This is a genomic window from Aeromonas piscicola (assembly GCF_000820005.1).
GTDB classification, from domain to species: domain Bacteria; phylum Pseudomonadota; class Gammaproteobacteria; order Enterobacterales; family Aeromonadaceae; genus Aeromonas; species Aeromonas piscicola.
In genome coordinates, this window is sequence record NZ_CDBL01000007.1 from 25,217 (window position 1) to 45,274 (window position 20,058).

25 protein-coding genes and 1 pseudogene are annotated in these 20,058 nt (G+C 62.5%); 13 read left to right on the top strand and 13 right to left on the bottom strand.

The window, feature by feature from the left end; all coding sequences use genetic code 11:
* Positions 1 to 96 precede the first annotated feature (96 nt).
* Together BN1128_RS01065 and BN1128_RS01070 are read right to left on the bottom strand one after the other, a co-directional pair.
* Positions 97 to 1,320, bottom strand: a complete 1,224-nt coding sequence (locus tag BN1128_RS01065; RefSeq protein WP_042865736.1) for a cyanate transporter — start codon at positions 1,318 to 1,320, stop codon at positions 97 to 99.
* Positions 1,313 to 1,840 (bottom strand): nucleoside deaminase, encoded by a 528-nt coding sequence (locus BN1128_RS01070; RefSeq protein ID WP_042865737.1) that lies wholly within the window; start codon positions 1,838 to 1,840, stop codon positions 1,313 to 1,315. Before BN1128_RS01070 ends, BN1128_RS01065 begins: the two co-directional genes overlap by 8 nt.
* 110 nt (positions 1,841 to 1,950) lie before the next feature.
* Between BN1128_RS01070 and BN1128_RS01075 the strand changes: the two genes are divergently transcribed.
* Positions 1,951 to 2,793, top strand: coding sequence for a LysR family transcriptional regulator (locus BN1128_RS01075; RefSeq protein ID WP_042865738.1), 843 nt, complete (start codon positions 1,951 to 1,953; stop codon positions 2,791 to 2,793).
* Between the two features lie 31 nt (positions 2,794 to 2,824).
* Here the strand turns inward: BN1128_RS01075 and BN1128_RS01080 are convergent, their stop codons facing one another.
* From BN1128_RS01080 to BN1128_RS24250, 5 genes and pseudogenes are all read right to left on the bottom strand, one after another.
* Positions 2,825 to 3,292, bottom strand: coding sequence for a GyrI-like domain-containing protein (locus tag BN1128_RS01080; protein WP_042865739.1), 468 nt, complete (start codon positions 3,290 to 3,292; stop codon positions 2,825 to 2,827).
* Between the two features lie 40 nt (positions 3,293 to 3,332).
* Positions 3,333 to 3,488, bottom strand: coding sequence for a pleiotropic regulatory protein RsmS (gene rsmS, locus BN1128_RS24245; protein WP_082030311.1), 156 nt, complete (start codon positions 3,486 to 3,488; stop codon positions 3,333 to 3,335).
* Positions 3,489 to 3,572: 84 nt separating this feature from the next.
* The gene (locus BN1128_RS01085; protein WP_042865740.1) at positions 3,573 to 4,043 is read right to left on the bottom strand and encodes an acyl-CoA thioesterase; all 471 of its coding nucleotides are present in this window, start codon (positions 4,041 to 4,043) and stop codon (positions 3,573 to 3,575) included.
* Between the two features lie 20 nt (positions 4,044 to 4,063).
* Positions 4,064 to 4,204, bottom strand: coding sequence for a hypothetical protein (locus BN1128_RS26480; RefSeq protein WP_156140055.1), 141 nt, complete (start codon positions 4,202 to 4,204; stop codon positions 4,064 to 4,066).
* Positions 4,201 to 4,561: pseudogene (locus tag BN1128_RS24250) on the bottom strand (hypothetical protein). The gene BN1128_RS26480 and the pseudogene BN1128_RS24250 overlap by 4 nt, the downstream one beginning before the upstream one ends.
* 62 nt (positions 4,562 to 4,623) lie before the next feature.
* Here BN1128_RS24250 and BN1128_RS01090 point away from each other — a divergent pair.
* The 3 genes from BN1128_RS01090 (at position 4,624) to BN1128_RS01100 (ending at position 6,703) form a co-directional block, all read left to right on the top strand.
* Positions 4,624 to 5,274: a tellurite resistance TerB family protein gene (locus BN1128_RS01090; RefSeq protein ID WP_042865741.1), complete on the top strand. Its 651-nt coding sequence runs from the start codon at positions 4,624 to 4,626 to the stop codon at positions 5,272 to 5,274.
* 198 nt (positions 5,275 to 5,472) lie between these two features.
* A complete protein-coding gene (locus tag BN1128_RS01095; RefSeq protein WP_042865901.1) occupies positions 5,473 to 5,931 on the top strand; it encodes a GNAT family N-acetyltransferase in 459 nt (152 codons plus the stop codon).
* 391 nt (positions 5,932 to 6,322) lie between these two features.
* On the top strand, positions 6,323 to 6,703 hold the full coding sequence (locus tag BN1128_RS01100; protein WP_042865902.1) for a DUF4354 family protein: 381 nt from the start codon (positions 6,323 to 6,325) through the stop codon (positions 6,701 to 6,703).
* Between the two features lie 147 nt (positions 6,704 to 6,850).
* Here BN1128_RS01100 and BN1128_RS01105 read toward each other — a convergent pair whose 3' ends face one another.
* On the bottom strand, positions 6,851 to 8,278 hold the full coding sequence (locus BN1128_RS01105) for an aminotransferase-like domain-containing protein (RefSeq protein WP_042865742.1): 1,428 nt from the start codon (positions 8,276 to 8,278) through the stop codon (positions 6,851 to 6,853).
* Positions 8,279 to 8,400: 122 nt separating this feature from the next.
* Between BN1128_RS01105 and BN1128_RS01110 the strand changes: the two genes are divergently transcribed.
* The 8 genes from BN1128_RS01110 (at position 8,401) to BN1128_RS01145 (ending at position 14,852) form a co-directional block, all read left to right on the top strand.
* A complete protein-coding gene (locus BN1128_RS01110; RefSeq protein WP_042865743.1) occupies positions 8,401 to 9,972 on the top strand; it encodes a cytochrome ubiquinol oxidase subunit I in 1,572 nt (523 codons plus the stop codon).
* Positions 9,972 to 11,111: a cytochrome d ubiquinol oxidase subunit II gene (gene cydB / locus BN1128_RS01115; RefSeq protein ID WP_042865744.1), complete on the top strand. Its 1,140-nt coding sequence runs from the start codon at positions 9,972 to 9,974 to the stop codon at positions 11,109 to 11,111. Before BN1128_RS01110 ends, cydB begins: the two co-directional genes overlap by 1 nt.
* A gap of 16 nt (positions 11,112 to 11,127) precedes the next feature.
* Positions 11,128 to 11,250 carry a cytochrome bd-I oxidase subunit CydX gene (gene cydX, locus BN1128_RS01120; RefSeq protein WP_042865745.1) on the top strand — a complete coding sequence of 41 codons (123 nt, stop codon included), beginning with the start codon at positions 11,128 to 11,130 and terminating at the stop codon, positions 11,248 to 11,250.
* 77 nt (positions 11,251 to 11,327) lie between these two features.
* A complete protein-coding gene (locus BN1128_RS01125; protein ID WP_042865746.1) occupies positions 11,328 to 12,287 on the top strand; it encodes an MBL fold metallo-hydrolase in 960 nt (319 codons plus the stop codon).
* Complete coding sequence (locus tag BN1128_RS01130) at positions 12,280 to 12,615, top strand: hypothetical protein (RefSeq protein ID WP_042865747.1); 336 nt, start codon at positions 12,280 to 12,282, stop codon at positions 12,613 to 12,615. Before BN1128_RS01125 ends, BN1128_RS01130 begins: the two co-directional genes overlap by 8 nt.
* Entirely contained in the window at positions 12,603 to 13,460 is an 858-nt protein-coding gene (locus tag BN1128_RS01135) for an MbnB/TglH/ChrH family RiPP precursor modification enzyme (RefSeq protein ID WP_042865748.1), read from the top strand. The genes BN1128_RS01130 and BN1128_RS01135 overlap by 13 nt, the downstream gene beginning before the upstream one ends.
* Entirely contained in the window at positions 13,453 to 14,247 is a 795-nt protein-coding gene (locus BN1128_RS01140; RefSeq protein ID WP_042865749.1) for an HvfC family peptide modification chaperone, read from the top strand. The genes BN1128_RS01135 and BN1128_RS01140 overlap by 8 nt, the downstream gene beginning before the upstream one ends.
* The gene (locus BN1128_RS01145) at positions 14,244 to 14,852 is read left to right on the top strand and encodes an HvfX family Cu-binding RiPP maturation protein (RefSeq protein ID WP_042865750.1); all 609 of its coding nucleotides are present in this window, start codon (positions 14,244 to 14,246) and stop codon (positions 14,850 to 14,852) included. Before BN1128_RS01140 ends, BN1128_RS01145 begins: the two co-directional genes overlap by 4 nt.
* A gap of 96 nt (positions 14,853 to 14,948) precedes the next feature.
* Here BN1128_RS01145 and BN1128_RS01150 read toward each other — a convergent pair whose 3' ends face one another.
* From BN1128_RS01150 to BN1128_RS01170, 5 genes are all read right to left on the bottom strand, one after another.
* The gene (locus BN1128_RS01150; protein WP_042865752.1) at positions 14,949 to 16,130 is read right to left on the bottom strand and encodes an MFS transporter; all 1,182 of its coding nucleotides are present in this window, start codon (positions 16,128 to 16,130) and stop codon (positions 14,949 to 14,951) included.
* Positions 16,131 to 16,612: 482 nt separating this feature from the next.
* The gene (gene dkgB / locus BN1128_RS01155) at positions 16,613 to 17,416 is read right to left on the bottom strand and encodes a 2,5-didehydrogluconate reductase DkgB (RefSeq protein WP_042865754.1); all 804 of its coding nucleotides are present in this window, start codon (positions 17,414 to 17,416) and stop codon (positions 16,613 to 16,615) included.
* A gap of 115 nt (positions 17,417 to 17,531) precedes the next feature.
* Positions 17,532 to 17,828 (bottom strand): putative quinol monooxygenase, encoded by a 297-nt coding sequence (locus tag BN1128_RS01160; RefSeq protein WP_042865756.1) that lies wholly within the window; start codon positions 17,826 to 17,828, stop codon positions 17,532 to 17,534.
* 187 nt (positions 17,829 to 18,015) lie between these two features.
* Positions 18,016 to 18,381, bottom strand: a complete 366-nt coding sequence (locus BN1128_RS01165) for a VOC family protein (protein ID WP_042865757.1) — start codon at positions 18,379 to 18,381, stop codon at positions 18,016 to 18,018.
* A gap of 47 nt (positions 18,382 to 18,428) precedes the next feature.
* A complete protein-coding gene (locus tag BN1128_RS01170; protein ID WP_042865758.1) occupies positions 18,429 to 18,794 on the bottom strand; it encodes a DUF6404 family protein in 366 nt (121 codons plus the stop codon).
* A gap of 188 nt (positions 18,795 to 18,982) precedes the next feature.
* Here BN1128_RS01170 and BN1128_RS01175 point away from each other — a divergent pair, with 188 nt between their 5' ends.
* The gene (locus BN1128_RS01175) at positions 18,983 to 19,885 is read left to right on the top strand and encodes a LysR substrate-binding domain-containing protein (RefSeq protein WP_042865759.1); all 903 of its coding nucleotides are present in this window, start codon (positions 18,983 to 18,985) and stop codon (positions 19,883 to 19,885) included.
* The last annotated feature ends 173 nt before the right edge of the window (positions 19,886 to 20,058 follow it).

Here is a 20,058-nt window from a genome sequence, read left to right on the forward strand (position 1 = left end):
TGGTGAAGGGCATGATGGGCAACTGCTTTGCCAATGAAGAAACGGGCAGGCTGGGCACATCCTCGGTCGGGGTGAGGATGTGCTGACGCAGGAGGATCAATTGACGGTGACGGGTTTGGGTACCGGCTTGGCCAGCCGCATCACCCGGGGGTAGTGGCGCGGATCCAGGCGCAGTACCAGCAGGCTCATCAGCACCAGGCCTCCCAGCTGCCACTGCCAGGCGGTGGCGAAGTCGCCGCTCAGGTGATGGAGGCGGGCGGCCACCCAGGGGCCGGTCGCCGCCAGCATAAAGCCGAACCCCTGCATCAGGGCGCTGAGGGTGCCGGCGCGGCGCGGGTCAGGCAGGTGATCCAGCGCTATCACCATGATGAGGGAGAAGCTGCCGCCAAGCCCGGCGCCGCACAGCATGCACCAGAGGATGGGGGCGGCTTGTGGGGCGAGCCAGAGGCCGCCAAAACCCGCCAGCTGCATGACAATCGCCAACCCCATCCAGGGGCGACGATCTGTGTTGCGTGCCGCCAGCAGGGGCAGGCCGAGGCCGCTGGCGGTCTGGGCCAGTGCCAGCCAGGCCACCAGCTCGCCTCCCTGCTGGGCGCTCCACCCTTGCGCCATGTAGGCGGGTGCCAGCCATGCGACGACTATGCCGTAGCCGCTGTTGATGATGCCAAAGCAGCCGATCAGCAGCCAGCTGCGGGGCAGGGCGATCAGCCGCTGCTCGCCGTGGGGAATAGCCACCACGGCGGCGCTTGGCAGGCGGACTTTCCACGCCAGCCAGACCATGGCCAGCAGCACCGGCAGGCTCCACAGGGCGAGCGCCCGCGACCAGTCGAGGCTTGCCGCCACTCGCGGGGTGAGGCTGGCCCCCAGCGCTCCGCCCCCCATCATGCAGGCCGAGAAGATCCCCATCACCAGTGGCACCTTGTGGGCGAAGCGCTGCTTGATAAGGCCGGGTAGCACCCCTTGCACCAGCGCCGAGCCGAGGCCACAAAGCGCCGCGCTGGCGATCAGCAGGGCGCCGCTCTGGGCATCGAAGCGCATGGCGTTTCCCATCCCCAGCAGCAAGAGGGCCGCCCCCAGCAGTTGGCTTGGGCCCGTGAGACGGCGCAGGCCAGGGGTGATCAGCACGCCGACGCCGATAAGCCAGAGCGGCAGCAGGGTGAGCCAGGCCAGGGTATCCATGTCCAGCGCCAGCGCGTCGGCAATGTCGCGGCTCAAGGGGCCTATGGCGGTGAGAAAGGGGCGCAGGTTGAGGCCAATCAGGATCACCAGCACCAGCAGGGCCAGCGCCTGCTTGCCATCGGCGTGCAGGCCCTTACTCATGAGTCGGCTCCGACTGCGGCTTGGGAACCTCATCGCCATAGAGGCAGGCGGCGCTGATGGGGCTTGGCAGCTTGATGAGGGGCAGGGGCGGCGGGTTGAGGGGCAGTCGCAGCTTGTCATAGCTCGATGTGCTGTCAAAGCCGAAGGGGGCCGCATCATGGTTATCAAAGGCGTAATAGACGGCGCGAATGCCGTTCATCACCAGCGCGCTCAGGCACATGGGGCAGGGGTGACCGCTGGCGTAGACGATGGCCCCCGCCAGCGGCCCAGATTGGCTGGCCTGGCGCAGGGCTTCCAGCTCCGCATGGCGGGTGGGGTCACCCTCCAGATGCATGGCATTGACGGCGCTTGCCACCAGTCGGTCATTTTGCACCAACAGGGCCGCGAAGGGGCGACCTCCTCGCTGCCGATTCTGCAGGGCCAGTTGCAGCGCCTGCTCCAGCCACTCCTGATGGCTGGGGTTAACGGTCAGCGACTGGATCAGGCGAGAGCCAGCGGGGTCGACAAGGGGATGGGACATGAGAGGGACCTTGAGCCAATGAGGGGAGCAGACCAGCCTAGTGGTGCCATCAATCATTTGGAAATTAAATGATAGAATGACATCAAGTGGTTTTGTAAATGGAGTGCCCCATGCTGGATCCCCTGTTGCTGCGCAGCTTCGTCGCCATCATAGACACCGGCAGCTTCACCCGTGCCGGTGAGCGGGTGCACCTGACCCAGTCCACCATCAGCCAGCAGATACGGCGCCTCGAGCAGCAGCTCGGCTGCCCGCTGCTGGACAGAAGTGGCCGTCAGGTGGTGACCACGGCGGAGGGGGAAAAGCTGTTGGGGCTGGCCCGCCGCATTCTGGCGCTGCTGGCAGAAGCCGAGGCACAGGTGACAGAAGCGAGCCTGCAATTGAGCCTGGGGGTGCCGGAGGATTTCGCCGCCGGCGCCATTGCCCCAGTGCTGGCCGCATTTGCCCGCCAATATCCACAGGTGCGGCTGGAGGTACAAAGTGGCCTCAGCCACGGGATCTGGCAGCGCTTCGAGGCCGGTGAGCTGGATCTGGCGCTGGTCAAGCAGGGCCGGGGGCGAGGAGCACCACTCGCCAGCTGGCGTGAACCTCTGGCCTGGGTCGACAGCCGCGACTGGCCTGCCTGTGATCGCGATCCCCTGCCGCTGGTGGTGTTCCCAAGTGAAGGGCTCTATCGACGGCAGATCACCGAGGCGCTCGATGGGCTGGGGCGGCGTTGGCGCATCGCCTATGTCAGTGCCAGCCTCGCCAGCTTGCAGGGGGCGGTGAGCGCCGGGATCGGGGTCAGTCTGCTGCCAACACGCCTGCTGCAGCCGGATCAGGTGGTCCTTTCGCACTGGCCCAGGATCAATCCGGTCGAGCTGGCCCTGCACCTGGGGGCGGAGCGGGGCGAACCCCTGGCCCGCCTCAGCGAGGCCCTGATCGCCCTGTGCGACCAGGTGATGGGGCCTGCCTGAATGGGTCTGGCGCGTTGTTGAGAGGGCCGCCTCAGGCCATGGCCTGGCGCGGCACAACGGCGAGCCAGAGTTCCACTTCGCCGCTGCCGGTGTGGGGGTCATATTCGGCGCCATAGCGCTCGAAGTCGGGCTGGTGGGCAGACTGGTAACCCGATTGCGCCAGCCAGTCCAGTGCCTGCTGCCAAGTGTACGGCATGGTCGAGACATGACCCTGATGCAGGAAGACGGCATAGGTCTGGGGCTGGATGCGCATCCGCCCCAGCGTCTTGGGCAGCACCTCCAGCGCGGCGACTTCCACCGCACACATATATTCGCATTGCGTGGCGGTCACGCCGCAAATGACGCCATAGGCATGCTCCCCCAGCTGGCCCGGCAGCGGACCTAGGGCGCTGAAGTCACGCCATTGGCCACCGAAGTCGGCGTGCGCGAAGGCATGGTGGCGGCGCAGGCCGCCAAACAGCATGGGGCGGCCGGTTTCGAAACGGATAGGGCCTGTCATGGCACCTCCTGTGCAGGGTGGGGCGGCAGCGCTGCCGCGTTCAGTGATCCTTGCCTTCTTTGAGCTTGCGTTGATAGTCCTCGGATACGATGGCCAGCGCCGCCAGGGCCAGCGCCGGGTCGATCCGGTTGGTTTCCAGCAGCTCGATGAGATCCACCGCCAGCTTGACCTCGGGCGGGGCAGTTTCCAGTGACATGACAGACTCCGTAATGGGGAAAACGCCATTATACAGAGCCGCACCCGGATAGGGATCGGCCCTGTGTAACGGGCGATGCCCGGCTCAGAGGTGCTGACGCATCTCCTTGTCTATCTCCTCGCGCAGGGCCATCAGCTTCTTGGCGTATTGTTGCAACTGCCGATCGGCGGCCGAGACAGGTTGCCACTGGGGCACCGGGGTCGGTGTGCCCGTCTCGTCCATGGCCACGAAGATGATGATGCAATGGGTGGTCTTGTGGCGCTCCCGGCTGGCCGGGTGACGGCTGTAGACATCCACCGCCAGGTGCATGCTGGTGGTGCCTGTGTGGATCACCTGGGCGTGCACCTCCACCAGCTGGCCTATCTGGATGGGGCGCAGGAAGCGGATCCCCCCCACGTAGACGGTGACCGCATAGCCGCTGCACCAGCCGGCGGCGCAGGCGTAACCCGCCTGATCGATCCACTTCATCACCATGCCGCCGTGCACCTTGCCGCCGAAGTTCACGTCGGCGGGTTCGGCCAGAAACTGCAGGGTCAGCTCGCGAGGTGGGGTCATGTTTTCTCCTGGGGCCGGGTTCATTGGCGGTAGCTCTTGCGATAGGCGTCGGCCTGCAGACCGGGGGCATCCAGTTTGGCCTGCTGGGCTTCCCTGTCTTCTACCGCGGCCAGCAGGCTGGCCGAGAGGCTGCAACCGGGCAGCCGTATGGCAATTTTCATGGTTTGTCTCCTGAAGGGGGGCGTCCCGCTATGACCAGGGCTATGCCCCCAGAATGCCCAGTGATGACAATAACAACCGCAGTGACCAGGACTCATCCAACCAGATGAGACCGGCCAGCGCCGCGAGCAGGGGTACCAGCAATTGCACGCTGGCGGCCAGGGTGCGCCCCAGTCTCCCTGGCGAGGCGACGGGTGACGTGCCCGGCACAGCAGGAACAACACCAGGGTGCCACTGGTCAGCCGCAGCAAGGTGAACAGGGCCGGATCCATCCGCTCTTCAAACAGGGCCAGACGGCAGAGCACGGAGTTGGCGGCGAACGCCGTCAGGGTCAGCAGCAACAGGCGCGGCAGTGGCATCCATTCACCTTGAGTTCAGTGGGCGCGGCCCAGCATGGAAAATCACGCAAAGAGGAGGTCTTATGAAACAGATGCTGGAGCAATTAATGGGCGCTGGCAAGGGCTGGCTCAACGACGGTGGTGACAGCCGCAAGTCGCAGATGAAGGGCATGGCGCAGGGCGGTCTGGCTGCCGGTGCCATGGCCTTGCTGCTGGGCAACAAGAAGGTGCGCAAGTATGGCGGCAAGGTGGCAGCGGTAGGCGGGGCGGCGGCCCTCGGTGGCCTCGCCTACAAGCTCTATCAGGATTGGCAGGCCCAGCAGAGCGGGGCCGCGCAACCCACCCAGCCCCTCGATACCCTGCAGGGTCAGGCGCTGGATGCCCGCGCCACCCTGCTGGTGCGCGCCATGGTGGCGGCGGCGCGGGCTGACGGCCATATCGATGATGCCGAGCGCCAGAAGATCCAGCAGTACCTGACCGAGCAGGGCCAAAGCGATGCGGCGCGCTGGATTGACGCCGAGCTGGCACGTCCCCTCGATCCGCAGGCGTTGGCCTGGGATGTGACCGACATGGAGCAGGCCACCGAGGTCTACCTTGCCTCTCTGCTCGCCATCGACGTGGATCACTTCATGGAGCGCGGCTATCTGGATGAGCTGGCACGGGCCTTGAAACTCGATGACAACCTCAAGGGGAGTATCGAGCGGCAGGTGGCCCAGTTGGGATCCCCGAGCTGACGCCTGGGTAGCAGGAATGACCATAACGCCCCGTCACGGGGCGTTGTTGTTGCCAGCTGCGAGGCTCACACTCGGCCATCACTGGATACGATTGACCCTTTTTTTTGCCGCTGACTCCCACTATGATGGCCCCTTCGCTCATCCCAAAGAGGATGGACGTGTCCACCTGTTAGCCAACGCCAGAGCAAGGAGCACATGTTGGAGATACGCAAGGCAACCGAGCAGGACATCGACGCCATCCTCGAGCTGAACCGGCAGATAGGAGAGATCCACTATGAGCACTATCCCGAGGTGTTCTGCCCGCCTTCGCCAGAGGAGCGGGCATTCTTGCTCACTGCCATCGCCGCCGAAGGGCGACTGTTTTGCGTTGCCGAGCTGGATGGCGCTGTGGTGGGGTTTCTGACCGCGCGCATCGACATCAACGAGAGCATCCCGTTTCTCAGCAAGCAACCCATCTGCCGCATCGGCTCAGTGGTGGTCGATGAGGGGCACCGCTCGCAAGGTATCGGCAGGGCGCTGATTGCTCACTGCGACCACTGGGCCAAGGCTCACGATGCCCACCAGATCCGGCTGGAGGTGATGGCCTTCAACGAGCACGCCAAGGCGCTTTATGAAACATTAGGGTTCAAGGTGCAGTCACAGATCATGGCCAGGTAAGTCGCGTTATCTCCCACACAAAGGCCCATTACGGGCCTTTGTTGTTTGCTTTTTCTGGTGAGTCATTTTCTGCCAGGCTCTGGTTATACGTTGCCGATATTGAGTGGCAGAATAATATCTAACTGTGCTGGTTTTAATGAACAAATGAAATTGTAATACAGGGTTGGAACATTTCGTAACAATTTATGTAGTTGTAAAGGAGTGTAATTCGACTCTTTACTTGTGGCAGGTGTGATCATGCGTTTAAAATGCACTGCGCATATCGTAGGCGCTGCTAACTAAAATCAACCACTGTGCAAGATAATATTGGCTAGTTACCTTTATGCTTTTCTTGTCAGAAACCGGATTGGTTTTACTTCTGTATTGTTTGTTCTTTTATTGGGAGATTGAGATGAAGATTTCTATTATCGCGACAGCATTGGTACTGGCTGGTTCAGGTTTCGCTGCAAACGCCTCAACGGTTGGGGACATCGCCGTATATGCAACAGAAAAATCGCAAGGCTCAATATCGATAGGAACCAAAGATGCTTACACAAAAACCTTTGAAATTGCTTTGGCAAAGCTATCTGGCAATGACATCGACTTATCAAAAACTTGCTTGAAAGCATACGCCAAGAATAATCAGGAGTTCAAGTTAGACACCGTTGATGAAGCCCTGGTTTCAGGTGTTCTGAAAAAGGGTGATATGGTAAAAGGGATTGCAGTATTTGCTGATAATAATGATGCTGTCCTTAACGCTGCACTGGTAAAAATATCTGATAACTGTCATTAAACTTCACCCTCAACTTATGATGTTGGAATGCCAGTCGCATACGCGACTGGTTGGGAAGATTAAATCGTGATTAAGGTTTATGCCGTTTTTTATACGCATACGTTAAGCGCATTTTCCAAATATTTCATATGCCACGGAAAATGACGCTTATTCATACGAAGAGCTTTGCTTAAGTGTTGCGTCGATAAGCCCGGCCAGTTTGATCAGGGCGGCCTCCAGCTGCGGACTCCAGGGATGTGAGCTGTTGAGGCGCAGGCAGTGGTTGTGCATCCCCTGGCTGGAGAAGAGCGCGCCCGGTGCCAGCGAGAAGCCGCAGGTGAGCGCCCGGGCGTGCAGGGCCCGGCTGTCGAGGCGGGCGTCAAACTCCAGCCAGAGGAAGTGACCGCCATCGGGGGCGCTGATACGCACCTCGTCCGGGAAGAGGCGCAGCAGGGCCGCCCGCATCTGCTGCTGGCGCTGGGCCAGGGTGTGGCGCAGGCGACGAAAATGGGCATCTACCCCGCCCTGGCGCAACATCTCGGCCAGTGCCAGCTGGCTTGGCACATTGGTCGACAGGGTCGACATCAGTTGCAGCCGCTGGATGCGCTCGGCATGGGGCCCCGCCACCACCCAGCCGACCCGAAAACCTGGCGCCAGGCACTTTGAAAACGAGCTGCAGAGCAGGCTTTGCCCCCGCGTATCCCAATACTTGATGGGCTTGGGGCGTTCGCGGCCAAAGTAAACCTCCGCATAGACGTCGTCCTCCACCAGCGCGACGTCGTGTGTATTGAGCAACAGCATCAGCTCGCGCTTGTGCTCATCTGGCATGGTGTGGCCGAGCGGGTGCTGCACATTGCCCATCAGCCAGCACGCCTTGATGGGGCGCTCGGCCAGCGCCTCGGCCAGCAGCGCCAGATCGATACCCACCCCGGGGATCACCGGGATCTCCACCGCTTTCAATTTCAGCCGCTCTATGGCCTGCAGGGCGCCGTAGAAGGTGGGCGTTTCCACTACCACCCAGTCCCCCGGCTCGGTCAGCACCTGCAGGCTGAGGGAGAGCGCCTCCATGGCCCCTGTGGTGATGATGATCTCCTGCGGGTCGACCGCCAGCCCGTCGCTGGCGTAACGCTGGGCGATGGCGCGGCGCAGCGCCTCGTTGCCGGGGGGAAGGTCCGCCACCGTACTGAAGGGATCGAGTTTGCGCATGCAGCTGGCCAGTGCCCGCCCGAGCTGGGGATGAGGGAACAGGGTCGGATCGGCCACCGACATGCCAAGGGGCACCAATTCCCGCGACTTGCTCGCCTGCAGTACCTCGAACACCAGGTCGTTGATGTCCACCGAGCCGCTGTAGTGGGTCTGTTGCGGCGCATAGTGCTGCAGGTGGGAAGGGGCGGCCTTGACGTAGTAGCCGGACTGGGGGCGGGCGAGGATCCGCCCCTGGCTCTCCAGCAGCTGATAGGCCTGCAGCACCGTCATGGGGCTGAGCCCGTGGGTCTTGCAGCTCTGGCGAATGGAGGGGATGCGCTCCCCCGGTTGCCAGATACCGGTATCTATCTGGTGTTGCAGGCGGTCGGCCAGCTGGCGGTAGAGGGACATGGGATAACACAACTGTTATAGGTGTAATTCACTATAACTGCATCTGTTATAGGTGTCATGCTCCGTGGTGTACTTGTCTCGCACAAAACGTGCAAGACAAATACAACAAAAGAGAGTGACGCATGATCAATCCGGATGACGTGGTCAGCCTGTCGCGCCTGCAATTTGGCGCCACGGCCATGTTCCACTTCCTGTTTGTGCCCCTCACGCTGGGGCTGTCCTGGATCCTGGTGATCGCAGAGTCGGCCTATGTGATGACCGGCAAGGTGATCTATCAGGACATCACCCGCTTCTGGGGCAAGCTGTTTGGCATCAACTTCGTCATGGGGGTGACCACAGGCATTACCCTGGAGTTCCAGTTCGGTACCAACTGGGCCTATTACTCCCAGTATGTGGGGGACATCTTCGGTACCCCGCTGGCGGTGGAGGGGCTGATGGCCTTCTTCCTCGAGTCGACCCTGGTCGGGCTCTTCTTCTTCGGCTGGGACAAGCTCTCCCGCGGTCAGCACCTGCTGGTGACCATGCTGGTGGCGCTCGGCTCCAACCTCTCCGCGCTCTGGATCCTGATCGGCAACGGCTGGATGCAGAACCCGGTCGGCGCCGAGTTCAATCTGGTGACCCAGCGCATGGAGCTGGTGGATATCGCCGCCGTGCTGCTCAACCCGGTGGCCCAGGTCAAGTTCGTCCACACTGTGGCGGCGGGCTATGTGGCCGCCTCCCTGTTCGTGATGGGGGTGAGCAGCTGGTATCTGCTGCGCCGCATGGAGGTGCGCTTCGCCCTGCGATCCTTCGCCATCGCCTCCGGCTTCGGACTGGCCGCCATTCTCTCGGTCATCGTGCTGGGGGACGAGTCGGGCTACCGCACCGGCGAGGTGCAGAAGGTCAAGCTCGCCGCCATCGAGGCGGAGTGGGAGACGGAACCCGCGCCTGCGTCATTCACCCTGTTCGGCTTCCCGGATCAGGGCGCCGAGACCACCCATGCCGCGGTCAAGATCCCGTATCTGATGGGGATCATCGCCACCCGTTCTCTCGATGAGGCGGTGACCGGCATCAAGGATCTCAAGGTGCAGCACGAGGCGCGCATCCGTAGCGGCATGGTGGCGGCCGGGGCGCTCGAGCAGATCCGCGCGGGCAACGACTCGGCCGAAAACCGCGCGCTGTTCGATCGGCACGGCCAGGATCTCGGCTACGGGCTGCTGCTCACCCCCTATGCCAGCGACATCGCCAAGGCCGGTGAGGCCGAGATAGCAAAAGCGGTGGAGGACTCGGTGCCGCAGGTAGCGCCGCTGTTCTGGGGCTTTCGCATCATGGTCGGGCTGGGGATGCTGATGCTGGGGCTGTTCGTGGCAGGCTTCGTCCAGCTCTGTCGTAACCGGCTGCTCGGGTCACCCAGGCTGTTGAAGGCGCTGTTGTGGAGCATTCCGCTGCCCTGGATAGCCATCGAAGCGGGCTGGTTCGTGGCCGAGTTCGGTCGTCAGCCCTGGACCATCAGCGACGTGCTGCCGGTATCGGCCTCGGTCTCTTTGCTGCAGCCGGGCCAGCTCTGGTTCAGCCTCATCGCCATCTGCCTCATCTACTCCTGCCTGCTGGTGGTGGAGCTGTTCCTGCTGCGCCACGTGATCCGCCAGGGGCCCGCCATTCTTCATACTGGCCGCTACCGCGGTGAACAACCCGAACTTGCGAGGATCGCCTGATGGACTACGCAACCCTGAAACTCATCTGGTGGGGGCTGGTGCTCTTCATGATGGTCGGCTTTATCGTGATGGATGGCTTCGATCTGGGCATCGCCATGCTGCTGCCGGTGGTCTCGAAAGATGATGAAGACCGGCGACTGGTGATCAACAGTGTGGGGCCGGTATGGGAGGGCAATCAGGTGTGGCTGATTGCCGGGGCTGGTGCCCTGTTCGCCGCCTGGCCGCTGGTCTATGCCGCCGCCTTCTCTGCGCTCTATGTGCCCTTCATGTTCCTGCTGTTTGGCCTCTTCTTGCGTCCGGTCGGCTTTGACTATCGCAGCAAGCTGGCCGACCCGGTGTGGCGCCGCTGGTGGGACAGAGCCCTGGTGGCCGGTGGCCTGGTGCCGACCCTGGTGCTCGCCGCCGCCATCGCGCTGGTGATGCAGGGGCTGCCGTTTCGCTTCGACAGTGCACTGCGCCTGCACTATGGCCCGTTTGACTGGCATTGGGGTTGGTTCGCCAGCGTGGTGGCGACCGGGGTGAGCCTGCTGTTGCTGCATGGTGCCAGCTTCCTGCAAGCCAAGGTGGAGGGGACTCCTGCGCTGCGTGCCCGTGGTCTCGCCATCCTGCTGGCCCCCCTGGTGACCCTCTGCTACCTGCTGGCCGGCTGGCATCTGCTGGACTTGCCCGGCTATCAGCTGACCGGCCTGGCAGGTCAGCCCTTTGATCCCAATGCGGCCATCAGTCCGCTGATGAAGGGGGTGATCCCCCAGTCCAGCGGTTGGCTTGGCAACTACTTCGACTACCCGCTGCTGTGGCTGGTGCCACTTGTCGGGGCACTGGCGCCGCTGGCAAGCGGCATCGCCGCCTGGCTGGAGAAGGGGCGGCTGGCGCTGCTGGCGAGCGGCCTGGCCTGCGCCGCCATGCTCTGCTCGGTGGCCATCGCCCTGTTCCCCTTCGTGCTGCCCTCGTCGCTGGATGCAGGCAGCAGCCTGACCCTGTGGGATGGCACCTCCAGCTACAAGACCCTGGCGATCATGTTCGGCATCGTGCTGGTGCTGATGCCCATCAACCTCGGCTACACCGGCTGGGTCTACCGGGTGGTACGCGGCAAGCTCGACCGCGCCCGCATCAAGCGCGACAGCCATCAACTCTACTGACTTCAAGGGAGCCGCTATGTGGTACTTCACCTGGATTTTGGGCCTGGGTTTCGCCCTGCTGCTCGGCCTGTGCAACCTGCTCTGGCTGGAAGCGCGCTGGGAAGCCGATGAACGGGACGACAATCCGCCCCACCTCTGACCCGTCGGCTGGGGGATGCACCCAGGTGCAGCGCCCCGGCCAACCTCTCTTGTCATACAACCGACAGGTAATCCGTTATGAAACAGACATTTAAAGCGGTGGCGCTGGCCATCGGCTGCGCGCTCGCCGCCGCCCAGGCGAATGCCGAACCGGTACAACTGACCCCGCTGGACAAAGCCTTCACCCTGCAGGTGCTCGGCAGTGGCGGCCCCATCTCCGACGATCTGCGCGCCTCCTCCAGCGAGGTGATCTGGTGGAAGGGTAAATCCCGCATCCTGATCGATGCCGGTGGCGGCGTCTACCTGCGCTTCGGCCAGGCGGGCGCCAAGCTCGAAGAGGTCGATTTTATCGGCATCACCCACTTTCACACCGACCATGTGACCGACTTGCCCGCCCTGCTCAAGGGGGCCTATTTCTTCGAGCGCAGCGATCCGCTGGATCTGGCGGGGCCGCAAGCCGGCTCGGCCTTCCCCAGCATGAGCGGCTACTTTGATGCCCTCTTCAACAAGGACAAGGGCGCCTATGCCTACCTGAGCGGCTTCAAGGATGGCACCGATGGCCTCTTCCCCATCACCTTGCACGATGTGCCCTACCAGACACCCAAGCCCCACACTGTCTATCAGCAGGATGGGCTGACCATCACCGCGCTCGGCATCCCCCACGGTGACGTGCCCTGTCTGGCCTATCGCATCGAGAGTGCCGAGGGGACCATCGTCATCTCGGCGGATCAGAACGGCAGCAACCCGGCCTTTGTACCGTTTGCCAAGGGGGCCGACATTCTGGTGATGCCGCTCGCCATCCACGAAGCGGCCGACCCTGTCTCCGCCTCGCTCCATGCCAAGCCCTCTGTAGTGGCCAAGATTGCCGCCGAGGTGAACCCCAAGCTGCTGGTGCTGAACCACTGGATGGGGGTCGGCCTCAATCACAAGAAAGAGGCGATGGCCATCGTCAAGCAGCAGTTCCACGGCCAGATTGTGGCCGCCCGCGATCTCTCCAGCTACCCCGTTTCATCCGTCAAGGAGTCCGCTCATGAGTAACTCAAATAGCAACAAAACCACCGGCAAACTGACCCTTTCCATTGCCATGACCAGCCTGATTTCCCTGACCCCGGGACTGGCGCTGGCGGCCACCCCGAGCGATGCACCGGTGAAAGCCGCCCCCAGCGAACAGCACGGCGGCAAGTGTGCGGCGGGCAAGTGCGGCACCGAGAAACGCTTCGAAAAGCAGGCTTTAGACAGCGATCCGCAAGGTCGGCTGGTACGCGCCCGCGATGGGAAGTGTGGCGTGGCGGGAGAGGGGATTGATGGCGACACATCCAGTGCCAGCAAGGGCAGCAAGATGACGGAGGGGGTATGCGGCCAATAAGCTCCCGCAGTCGGGGCATAGGGCTGCGTCAGGAGCATCTGGATGCGCTCTGCTCCGGCCCCATCCGCCCCGGCATCGACTTTCTCGAGCTGGCGCCGGAGAACTGGATGGCCATCGGCGGCGCCAAGCGGGCGCAGCTGCATCAGCTGGCCGAGCGTTACCCGCTGGTGGCCCATGGGCTCAGCCTCTCGCTCGGCGATTGTCAGCCCCTCAATCGCACTTTGCTTGGCCAGATCCGCACCTTTCTGGATGAGTTCGGCATCGAGATCTATAGCGAGCATCTGAGCTTTTCCCGCGACCAGCAGGGCTATCTCTACGAGCTCTTACCGGTGCCGCGCCAGTGGGAGAACATTCCTTATCTGGCCGCGCGGATCGAGCAGGTGCAGGAGGCGCTGGCCCGCCCGCTGGTGCTGGAGAATATCTCCTACTACCACGGCTATGAGCACGAGATGCCGGAGGAGGATTTTCTCGCCGAGCTGGTGGCACGCAGCGGTTGCGAGCTGCTGCTCGATATCAACAACGTTTTTGTGAACAGCCGCAATCATGGCTACTGCCCCAAGCGGATGATCGCCGGATTGCCGGGCAGTGCGATCCGCTACTTCCATATCGCCGGTCATCTGGAAGAGGCGGACGGCACCTTGCTGGATACCCACGGCAAACCGGTCTGCGAGGAGGTGGTGGCGCTGGCCCGTTATACGGTGCAGACCCACGGCCTGCGCCCCCTGCTGCTGGAGCGGGATCACCATCTGCCACCGCTGGCAGAGCTGGAGGCCGAGCTGGCGCGGGTGCACGGCGCCTGTTGCGAGGCGAGCGACAGTCAGGTGCGGGAGGTGCGTTATGGATAGGCGGTTATCACTGATCACGATGCCCAAAGTGGCCCCACAGCGGATGCAGCAGCAGACCGCCTGGCTGGCGAGCCGGGTGCGGTTGCCGCAGGATGGTATCGCCAGCCAGTATGCCCGCAGCGTGCGCGTCAATGTGGAGTCTGTGCTGGAGAGCGCGTTTCCGCTCACCCACGGCCACTGGGCGCCGGTGGACAGATGGCAGCTGGTGGAGGGCTTTGTCGCCCACCACGGCGCTTGCGCCCCCGAGTTTCACCATATTGCCACCGAGTTTGTCCGCTATGTGCAGCATCGCCACGGCGAGGGCTCCCTCAACTGGCCAAAGCAGCGGCTGGCGCTGCTGGAGTATGAGTGGGCCTGCCTGTGTGTCGAGATTGACGAAGGGGTGGTGCCGCAAGTTGTGTGGGGGGAGGAGGTGACGGCGGAGAGTTCGTTTGTGCTCAATCCCACCCTGCAATTACTTGCACTCCCCTTTGCCATCAGCCGCAGCGGCGTGGTGCCGACCCGGCAGGGCAACCACTTCTATGCCCTGTTTCGCAGCCCGGATCATCAGGTGGTGACCCAGCGGTTGCGCGAATGGGATGTGGCCCTGATCCAGCTGTTGCAACAGCAGCCGGGGATCGCCCGAGCAGCGTTCCAGCAACAGGTGCAACAGGTTCGCAGCGACTTTGATCTGACCGAGTGGGCGCGCCATTTTCACCGGCTGGGTCTGCTGACGCTGCCCGTCGGCGAGCGCCAGCCCGGTGCCCCCTTGCCCTCATTTAGCAAACACCAAGGAGAATTCCCATGAACAACACCCTGATCCAGTGGTACGAGCGGGCGGTAGCCCAGTGCAAGCGGCTCGATTTTCTGGCCCTGCTGGCCATTCGCCTCTATCTCATTCCGGTCATCTATGTGGGGGCCCACTCCAAGGTGGTGGGCTTTGCCGGCACCGCCGCCTGGTTTGGCGCACCGGTCTCGGAAGGGGGGCTCAACCTGCCATTCCCGACCCTGCTCGCCTTTCTGGCGGCGGGCACCGAGGTGCTGGGCTGCATCTGCATCGCCCTTGGCCTTTTTACCCGCATTATGGCCATTCCCACTATCTTTCTGATGAGCGTGGCGAGTGCCATGGTGCACTGGAAGCACGGCTGGGACGCCATCGCCACCGGCAGCATGGAGGCCACCTTGCGCCTCAACGGCTTTATCGAGTGGCTGGCTGCCAACTTCCCCGGTCGCTACAACTACATCACCGAGCTGGGAGACCCCGTGATGCTCAATAACGGGATGGAGTTTGCCGCCACCTACTTCGTGATGTTGCTGGTGCTGCTGGTGTACGGCGGCGGTCGCTACGTCAGCCTCGACTACTGGCTCACGCGGGCGGTGAACCGAGGGGCGGTTCGCCCGCAGGCGGCATAACGACAAGCAAAAATAACAGAGCGTGAAAAAAACGAGCGGCATGGGCCGCTCGTTTTTATTGGGCGAAGAGAAGGGGCCGGTGGCTGATCTGTGCCCTCAATACTGGGGGCAGGCCAGCGCCAGTCTGGCTTCGCGCCGCTCGCTGACATGGGTCAGCCCATAGGCCAGCAGCACGATAAGGGCGCCAATCCAGGGGGTGTGCATCAGGCCGAGGTGCTCCACCACCAAGCCACCCACCACGGATCCCAGTGCTATGCCGACGTTGAAGGCGGCGATGTTGAGGCCCGATGCCACATCCACCGCATTGGGGGTATGGCGCTCGGCCTGTTGCACCACCAGCACCTGCAAGCCTGGCACGTTGCCAAAGGCAAAGGCGCCCCACACCAGCACGGTCAGCACCGCCAGCACAGGGTGTGGCGCAGTGAAGGTCAGCACCAGCAACACCAGCGCCAGACCACCGAACAGCAGTTTCAGGGCGGGCAGGGGGCCGAGTCGGTCTGCCAGCTTGCCACCCCAGATATTGCCAAAGGCCACAGAGACACCGTACACCAGCAGGATCAGGCTCACGGCACCGGCACCAAAGCCGCTCACCTGCTGCAGGATGGGGGCGAGGAAAGTAAAGGCGGTGAAGGCGCCGCCGTAACCCAGGGCTGTCTTGGCATACACCAGCAGCAGCGGTTTCTTGGTCAGCACGGCGAGCTGTTCGCGGATGGTCGAGGCCGCCCCCTTGGGCAGGTTACTCGGGATCAGCAGCAGGCTGCCCACCATGGCGATCACACCGAGCAGGCTCACTACCAGAAAGGTTTCACGCCAGCCAAACACCTGACCAATCCAGGTGCCGAGTGGCACGCCGGTTACCAGCGCCACTGTCAGACCGCTGAACATGATGGCGATGGCGCTCGCCGCCTTCTCTTTGGCCACAAGACCCGTGGCTATGGTGCTCCCCACCGAGAAGAAGACCCCGTGGGCCAGACCGGTCAGCACGCGGGCAACGATCAGGCTCTCGTAGCCGGGGGCCTGCCAGGCCAGCAGGTTGCCGGCGGTAAAGAGCGCCATCAGCCCCACCAGCAGCCACTTGCGCGGCACCTTGCCGGTGAGCGCCGTCAGCAGCGGCGCGCCTATGGCCACCCCCATGGCATAGAGGCTGACCAAGAGGCCCGCCGAGGGCAGCGACACCTTAAGCTGTTCTGCAATGGTGGGAATAAGCCCCACGATCACGAATTCGGTGGTGCCGATCGCAAAGGCACTCAGGGTGAGGGCAAATAATGCCAGTGGCATACAAACTCCTTGGATATGGGCTCCCTATGGGAGAAGGGGGCCAGTATGCGGCAGCGATTTGTTGGCAAAAATGACGGTGACATCAAATTACTTTTGCCAAATCAGCATCAATAGGCGGCGTGACTGCACCACAATCGACCCGCGTGCTCGCAGGTCGCGAGCGGGAGGCCGGCATGACCAAGGAGTAAGAGCAGCAGGGCGAAACCTGGCTGACAAGTGAGGGTGGCAGCAGACAGCAGACAGCAGAAGGCGGGATAACCAGTGACCGGGATTGGCGGACGCCGCAGCAAGGGGTGGCAAGAGCGGCAATAGAAAGCGGGAGGCACTGTGCCTCCCGCTGGTTTTTTTGCTGATTCTCTCAGACCCTTCTTTGCGCCCTGCTTCCCGAATGGGAGAAGGACCGAGGATGAGTGAATGGCACAGGCAATGACAAGACGTCGCTTTGCCCTCACGCGCTCTCACAGGGCGAGGACAAAGCCTGTTTAGTCCCAGGCCGGTGCAAAGTCCGGGTCGGCGCAGCGTTCACCCCGCTCCAAGGTGGCGATCTGGGCCATCTCTTCACTGCTCAGGGAAACCTCGAGGGCAGCCAGATTGGCGGCCTGATTCTCCCGCTTGGTGGAGCTCGGGATCACCGTCATGCCCTGGGCCAGCAGCCAGGCCAGCGACACCTGGGCTGCCGACACCTTGTGGTACTTGCCTATCTCCATCAAGAGCGGCTCACTCAGCACCTTGCCGTAAGCCAGCGGCATATAGGCAGTGATGGCGATGCCCTGCGCCTGGCAGAATTCCACCACCTTGCGGTTTTGCAGCAAGGGGTGGATCTCTACCTGCTGATGGGCGATGGCGCCGGGACCCAGGATCTCGATGGCTTCTTTAAGCTGGGCGACCGTGAAGTTGGAGACCCCAATTTCCCGGGTCAAGCCCAGGGATTTGGCTTCGGCCAGCTGCTCCAGATAGACCGCCATCGGCACCTCGTCGTTGGGGGAGGGCCAATGGATCAGCGCCAGATCCAGATAGTCGGTGCCCAGCTTTTCAAGGCTGGTTTTCAGGCTAGGGATCAGCTTGCCTTCGGCAAACTCGCTGGTCCACACCTTGGTGGTGAGGTAGATCTCGTTGCGGGGCACAGCGGTTGTCGCCAGCACCTCGCCCACTTCGCTTTCGTTGTCGTAAATCTGGGCGGTATCGATATGGCGATAGCCGAGCGCCAGGCCAGTGTTCAGGGTTGCAAGCAGGGGCTCACCTTTCAGGCGAAAGGTGCCCAGACCCATGGCGGGCATTTTCATCATCTATTTCCTCAAATGGGGTGGTTTGCCCTTGCCCAGAGCAAAGGCGCTGGCTCGGTGCAAAAGCCGTGGCGGCGGTGCAAGTTGGCAGCGCCATCGTCAACGAGTCTCGGGATACTCAGGCCGGCAGTTGGCGGTAATTGCGAATATTACTGCTGGCAAACCAGGGCTCGGCCCTGGCGATAAAGTCGAGGAAGTGAGCTTGCTGCTGGTGGGCCTTGAGCGCGGCTTCGCTCTCCCACTCTTCGTGCAGCATCCAGCTATGGGGATTGTCCCTATCCTGATGCAGCTGGTAGCGCTGGCAGCCAGATTCCTGCAGAGTGGCCGCCATCAGCGGCTCAAGGGCGGCCCGGAACTGGGCGGAAAATTCGGGTTTGGCTTCAAGTTGGGCAATCACAATCACGGGTGATGACATCTGAACCTCCTTGCTAAAACGAAGGTCAGTATGCCTGCTGCAAGGGGAGGGGAATAGGGCAACAGTCGCAAAACACTATTGAGGAAAGAGCAGCAATGAAAGAGCAGACGCTGCATCAGAGGCCGATATGGGTGAAGGGTTAATAAGGGGAAATAGAGAAGGGGACGGCTGGCGCGCCCCCTTGCCATCAGGCATTGGCTGGCTCGGACCAGACCGCAAATTCATTGCCACTGGGTTCGACAAAGTGAAAACGGCGGCCACCGGGGAAATCAAACAGGGGGCGGTTGATGGTGCCGCCATGCTGGCTCACCTTGGCCTGGGTTGCCTCTATATCGGAGCTGTAGAACACCAAGAGCGCGCCGCCCTGAGCCGTGTGGCTGCACAGATCTGCGCGATAAAAACCGCCGTCCAGCCCCTCATCGGCAAAGGCGCAGTAGTCGGGGCCGTAGTCGGCGAACTGCCAGCCAAAGACGGTGGCGAAGAAGGCCTTGGTGGCGGTAAGATCCCTGGCGGCAAACTCCACATAGTTCAGTTTTTCATGGGCCTTGGTCATAAGGGTCTCCTTGTCGATGTCGGTGGTTATTTCGGTTGCCAGCGTTGCTAGGTGCGGCTCGTGGAGTGCGGCAAGGCGTCCCAGAGGGTCAGCTTGAGCTGCTTGCGGCGCACCAGCAAGAAGATCGCCATCAGCAGACCGACCCCTATGCCGAACAGCAGGCTCTGGCGCAGGGCGAATGCCGGGCTCACCTCATCCTGCCAGCCGAAGCACCACATCAACAACCCCCAGAAGGCGCCTATGGGGAATCCCATCGCGAGCACGTTGACCAGAAAGCGCTCATGGTGGGGCGGTCTGAGTCGCAGGCCCAGTTTGCGCAACACTCTGAACAGTGGCGGGTTGTAGTTGAGCTCCTGTACGCCCTTCTCGGCCAGCGCCCTATGGGCGGCGGCCAGCCTGTTTTCGAATGTCATGGGGTCGTCCCTGTGATGTATGGCGCCATACGATGCCATTTTTCGGCATTGTAACGACAAGGCCGGGAACAAAACAGGCGGCTGCTCACGTTATGCGGACGGCGAGGCCTGCCTCTTGTGACGCCTGCCTTGCCAACCCAGGGCCATTGCGCCTATAAAGGCCCATTACTCTTGTCCGGATAACAGCAATGAAGACCCATTCTGATGAACTGACCCTGTTTGTGGCCGTGGTGGAGGCGGGCAGTTTTCGCCAGGCGGCGGAGAACCTCGGCATGGACAACTCCGTAGTGAGTCGCGGCATCAAGCGGCTGGAAGAGAAGCTCGCCACCGTGCTGCTCAACCGCACCACTCGCCGAGTCAGCCTGACCGAGGAGGGGAGCTGGTTCTATCAGCGGGCGGTGAAAATTTTGACCGAGATGAGCGAGGCGGAGGGGCACCTGCTCAGCCGCAAGGAGCAGCCGGAGGGGATTCTGCGGGTCGATGCGGCTACCCCCTTTATCCTGCACCGGCTGGTGCCCATCATAGGCGAGTTTCGCCGCCGTTATCCCGGCATCGAGCTGCAACTGCACAGCTCGGAGGGTTTCATCAATCTGATGGAGCGGCGGGTGGACATGGCCATCCGGATCGGCGAGCTGACCGACTCTTCCCTGCGGGCCTTGCCGCTCGGCCACTCGCGGCTGCGGTTGCTGGCATCGCCCGCTTACCTGAGCGAGCGCGGCACCCCGCGCCAGCCGGCGGATCTGCTGGCTGGCCACGAGCTGCTGGGCTTTTTGCACCCCGATCACCTCAACCACTGGCCGCTGCTCAGTGCCGAGCAGGGGGATCGCTTCGCCATCACCCCCAGCCTGCGGGCCAGCAGTGGCGAGACCTTGCGTCAGCTGGCGCTGGCGGGGCAGGGGATCGTCTGCCTGTCGGACTTCATGACAGGGCCGGATCGGGCCAGCGGGGCCCTGGTGGAAGTGCTGGCCCGCAGCAACAGCGGCGCCTCGCGCCCCATCAATGCGGTGTTTTACTCCGATGCCCAGCGCGACATCCGGCTGCGGGTCTGGCTTGACTTTATCAAGGAGCAGCTCGGTAGCCATACCCTGTGATGGCGGCATGTTAAGGGCTGACACTCTTCCGGCGGCAGGGCGGGGGGTAAACTACTGGCGACTATCCATGACAAAAGGGTAGAGCCGACCGGCGTCCGCCAGAGGTGGTGAATGACCACTGTGGATGCCTGGTTGAATAAAGAAGAGGCCGACATCGCTGTCGGCCTCTTTGT

Excerpts from the sequence above, each read along its gene's own strand:
- BN1128_RS01105 (WP_042865742.1), bottom strand. The coding sequence starts at position 8,278 with ATGTCCCTCTACCGCCAGCTGGCCGACCGCCTGCAACACCAGATAGAT.
- BN1128_RS01085 (WP_042865740.1), bottom strand. The coding sequence starts at position 4,043 with ATGACCCCACCTCGCGAGCTGACCCTGCAGTTTCTGGCCGAACCCGCC.
- BN1128_RS01135 (WP_042865748.1), top strand. The coding sequence starts at position 12,603 with ATGCGGCCAATAAGCTCCCGCAGTCGGGGCATAGGGCTGCGTCAGGAG.
- BN1128_RS01065 (WP_042865736.1), bottom strand. The coding sequence starts at position 1,320 with ATGAGTAAGGGCCTGCACGCCGATGGCAAGCAGGCGCTGGCCCTGCTG.
- BN1128_RS01130 (WP_042865747.1), top strand. The coding sequence starts at position 12,280 with ATGAGTAACTCAAATAGCAACAAAACCACCGGCAAACTGACCCTTTCC.
- BN1128_RS01090 (WP_042865741.1), top strand. The coding sequence starts at position 4,624 with ATGAAACAGATGCTGGAGCAATTAATGGGCGCTGGCAAGGGCTGGCTC.
- BN1128_RS01125 (WP_042865746.1), top strand. The coding sequence starts at position 11,328 with ATGAAACAGACATTTAAAGCGGTGGCGCTGGCCATCGGCTGCGCGCTC.
- BN1128_RS01110 (WP_042865743.1), top strand. The coding sequence starts at position 8,401 with ATGATCAATCCGGATGACGTGGTCAGCCTGTCGCGCCTGCAATTTGGC.
- BN1128_RS01175 (WP_042865759.1), top strand. The coding sequence starts at position 18,983 with ATGAAGACCCATTCTGATGAACTGACCCTGTTTGTGGCCGTGGTGGAG.
- BN1128_RS01070 (WP_042865737.1), bottom strand. The coding sequence starts at position 1,840 with ATGTCCCATCCCCTTGTCGACCCCGCTGGCTCTCGCCTGATCCAGTCG.
- rsmS (WP_082030311.1), bottom strand. The coding sequence starts at position 3,488 with ATGTCACTGGAAACTGCCCCGCCCGAGGTCAAGCTGGCGGTGGATCTC.
- dkgB (WP_042865754.1), bottom strand. The coding sequence starts at position 17,416 with ATGATGAAAATGCCCGCCATGGGTCTGGGCACCTTTCGCCTGAAAGGT.
- BN1128_RS01145 (WP_042865750.1), top strand. The coding sequence starts at position 14,244 with ATGAACAACACCCTGATCCAGTGGTACGAGCGGGCGGTAGCCCAGTGC.
- BN1128_RS01100 (WP_042865902.1), top strand. The coding sequence starts at position 6,323 with ATGAAGATTTCTATTATCGCGACAGCATTGGTACTGGCTGGTTCAGGT.
- BN1128_RS01165 (WP_042865757.1), bottom strand. The coding sequence starts at position 18,381 with ATGACCAAGGCCCATGAAAAACTGAACTATGTGGAGTTTGCCGCCAGG.
- BN1128_RS26480 (WP_156140055.1), bottom strand. The coding sequence starts at position 4,204 with ATGAAAATTGCCATACGGCTGCCCGGTTGCAGCCTCTCGGCCAGCCTG.
- BN1128_RS01140 (WP_042865749.1), top strand. The coding sequence starts at position 13,453 with ATGGATAGGCGGTTATCACTGATCACGATGCCCAAAGTGGCCCCACAG.
- BN1128_RS01080 (WP_042865739.1), bottom strand. The coding sequence starts at position 3,292 with ATGACAGGCCCTATCCGTTTCGAAACCGGCCGCCCCATGCTGTTTGGC.
- cydB (WP_042865744.1), top strand. The coding sequence starts at position 9,972 with ATGGACTACGCAACCCTGAAACTCATCTGGTGGGGGCTGGTGCTCTTC.
- BN1128_RS01075 (WP_042865738.1), top strand. The coding sequence starts at position 1,951 with ATGCTGGATCCCCTGTTGCTGCGCAGCTTCGTCGCCATCATAGACACC.
- BN1128_RS01150 (WP_042865752.1), bottom strand. The coding sequence starts at position 16,130 with ATGCCACTGGCATTATTTGCCCTCACCCTGAGTGCCTTTGCGATCGGC.
- cydX (WP_042865745.1), top strand. The coding sequence starts at position 11,128 with ATGTGGTACTTCACCTGGATTTTGGGCCTGGGTTTCGCCCTGCTGCTC.
- BN1128_RS01160 (WP_042865756.1), bottom strand. The coding sequence starts at position 17,828 with ATGTCATCACCCGTGATTGTGATTGCCCAACTTGAAGCCAAACCCGAA.
- BN1128_RS01170 (WP_042865758.1), bottom strand. The coding sequence starts at position 18,794 with ATGACATTCGAAAACAGGCTGGCCGCCGCCCATAGGGCGCTGGCCGAG.